Source organism: Thermosporothrix hazakensis (assembly GCF_003253565.1).
Lineage (GTDB): Bacteria > Chloroflexota > Ktedonobacteria > Ktedonobacterales > Ktedonobacteraceae > Thermosporothrix > Thermosporothrix hazakensis.
The window spans coordinates 1-2,192 of sequence record NZ_QKUF01000078.1; the positions used below are offsets into that span (position 1 = coordinate 1).

5 protein-coding genes are annotated in these 2,192 nt (G+C 55.7%); 4 read left to right on the forward strand and 1 reads right to left on the reverse strand.

All coding sequences use genetic code 11. From position 1 onward, the window contains the following. Window positions 1–241 (reverse strand): hypothetical protein (locus tag EI42_RS33685; protein ID WP_211326459.1); only part of this gene is annotated, 241 nt, incomplete at its 3' end. Between the two features lie 61 nt (window positions 242–302). On the opposite strand from EI42_RS33685, the gene EI42_RS32225 reads away from it, so the two are divergent. The 4 genes from EI42_RS32225 (at window position 303) to EI42_RS31725 (ending at window position 1,910) form a co-directional block, all read left to right on the forward strand. Then, window positions 303–695 (forward strand): hypothetical protein, encoded by a 393-nt coding sequence (locus EI42_RS32225; RefSeq protein WP_146505496.1) that lies wholly within the window; start codon window positions 303–305, stop codon window positions 693–695. Then, entirely contained in the window at window positions 673–978 is a 306-nt protein-coding gene (locus tag EI42_RS31715) for a hypothetical protein (protein ID WP_111326970.1), read from the forward strand. Before EI42_RS32225 ends, EI42_RS31715 begins: the two co-directional genes overlap by 23 nt. Before the next feature lie 101 nt (window positions 979–1,079). Further along, entirely contained in the window at window positions 1,080–1,442 is a 363-nt protein-coding gene (locus EI42_RS31720) for a hypothetical protein (protein WP_111326972.1), read from the forward strand. A 189-nt stretch (window positions 1,443–1,631) separates the two neighbouring features. After that, window positions 1,632–1,910 carry a hypothetical protein gene (locus EI42_RS31725; protein ID WP_111326974.1) on the forward strand — a complete coding sequence of 93 codons (279 nt, stop codon included), beginning with the start codon at window positions 1,632–1,634 and terminating at the stop codon, window positions 1,908–1,910. Window positions 1,911–2,192 lie beyond the last annotated feature (282 nt).

Here is a 2,192-nt window from a genome sequence, read left to right on the forward strand (position 1 = left end):
TTTGGAGCGTGTCCCCCACCTGTCGTCTTTGCGGCGTCGTTGAGTTCGCGAGCGCATTGGTGTTGTGGTGCGGTACCGGATTCCCGAACACGGCTTCCCTCCAGCAGGTTCCTCCGAAGCGGGAAGCGGGGTTCGTCTGCCCGGGGCTGTTGGGGATGCCAAAAATCGGAACAAAGCCGGAAGAGGTCCCTGTCCGGGAATGGAGCAGGTCCGGGTTTGGGGGAAAGAGGGGGTGTCGCATCTTGTGGGGGAGCGTGCGCGAGGGCATGTGTTTTTCGTTGCGAGAGAGGGATCAGGAAGCTGTGGAAGCAGAGCTTGCATCTTCTGGGGAGCAGGGTGGTGCCAACGCAGATGACGAGGAGGAGACGTCATCGCAGGTTGCTGTCATGCGTGACGGGGGGGCTCTCTTCATCCTCTGGCGCGGAAAGTTTGCTTCCGCGTGGCATGAGAGGAGAGGGTGCTGGCGTCGCTTTCAAGAGGAGGTGATGGACAAAAAGCGCTTCCAGATGCTGGTGCCTGGAAGCAGGAGCATCGGAGGAGGATGGGACGGAACCGGGAGCGAGGGGGGAGGGTTGCGGTGTCGCAAAAAGCGGAACGTGGGTGAGATTGTTGGTGCAGTAAAAGCAGAGAAGGAAAAGGCGGGAGCGAGCCAGCAGAGGGAGGAGAGGGGGAGTGACCCAAGCAGGCACTCATAGGTATGGATGGCTGTGTGCAGCGTTGTTGCGGGTGGTCTCCGTTGGGGTTGTGGCTGTGGCCAGCGGTGATGGGGCTAATAGCATGCAGGATGGCATCCTGCTTCCTCCTCTCAGGATGGCGGAGAACGTGGGCAGGGAACGGCAAGGTGATGCTCTGGTGGAGGCTCTCCACGCTCCGCGTGAGCCAGGGGAAACGGCTCTGTTGCCCGTCAAAGGAAGCGACCGTCGAGGGCATGTCAGGTTCATCTTGCTGGAATGCCCCACCGTGGACGAGCCATTCTGACGAAACGACGCATCCCTTCTGCGACTGTTCTTGCTCCTATTCGTCGAGAAAGCCAGGTGCCGGAGTGTTGCTCATGCTGCTCCCAGCAGGAGCTCCTGGTCGTGTCTTGTGCATCCCGTTCCTTCCAGCTCGATGGATCTCAGCATGGTTGCAAGCGCTCTGTCTGTTTGCCGATGTCTGATCCGTTCAAGGAAGGCTCCAGGGAGCTGGCCGTCTTTGAGGAGCTGGATTCTCCATGCGAAAAAAGGGGGAACTTTTTGCCGCTTCGCGGGAGATGCGAGGTGCTTCTGGGCGTCGGGACCGCGATACAGAAGCTGCCTCTCTGCTTTGAGGCTGAAGCCTGTCTTTGGCCGCTGTCGATGTGCTTCTTTGTCGAGAAGCTGCTTGATCGCTCAGCGCATGAGCAAGGGATGAAGGAGCATTTTGCCTCTCTTGTAAACTTTGTAACGATATGGTGTGTTTAAGGGGAGAAGGAGCGAGGACCCCTGAATGCCATTTCTCAACCAAATGGTTTATCCTACCAGGCAAGATATGCTCAATCAGGTTCTGCCCTCTTTTGCGAGTATACTCACCAAACACATCATTTCTGGGGAGAATTCGTGAAAGAAGTGACAAGAAGAGATGAAAAAAGGGATAAGGAGGTGAAGAGGGGCATGCAGAAGAAATTCTATCTGAGCAGAAGAAGAGAACTGATCAAGCTGGCAGGTCTCACCTTTCAGGAAGTGCATCGAGAAACCGATATCCCTGAGGGCACATTCCGTTGGTATGCCGGGGTGATTTCCCTGCGAGATGGTGTTCTGCTCCTTCATGATCACAACAACGTTTGCACCTTCAGGAGAGAAGGAAGAGAGGGGGGAGAGGTCAAGAGGCTCTCGTTGTATGAGAGCGAGCCATGTGGGAAGAAACTGGACGAGAGAGGAGATCTCCCTTGACCGCAAGTCAGAAGAAACTGAGGATTGGGAGAACGCTTCTCCTCGGGATCATATGTGCGTTTGTGCTCGGCGTCTTGCTCTATGGTGGGAATGCCTTTCTCCCGATGATCAACATGACCCGTCTGTCTGAACCAGGAATTCTCATTGTATCGTTCGTGATGGGAGGGCTCTTTGCGTTGGTGCTGCGGCTGCTGCAGAGGGGCATGAAACCTGTTTGCTATCGCAGTGTATACGCGTGATTGCAGAATAAGAGTACAGAGGTTATAACCGATAATCCTGAAG

Excerpts from the sequence above, each read along its gene's own strand:
- EI42_RS31725 (WP_111326974.1), top strand. The coding sequence starts at position 1,632 with ATGCAGAAGAAATTCTATCTGAGCAGAAGAAGAGAACTGATCAAGCTG.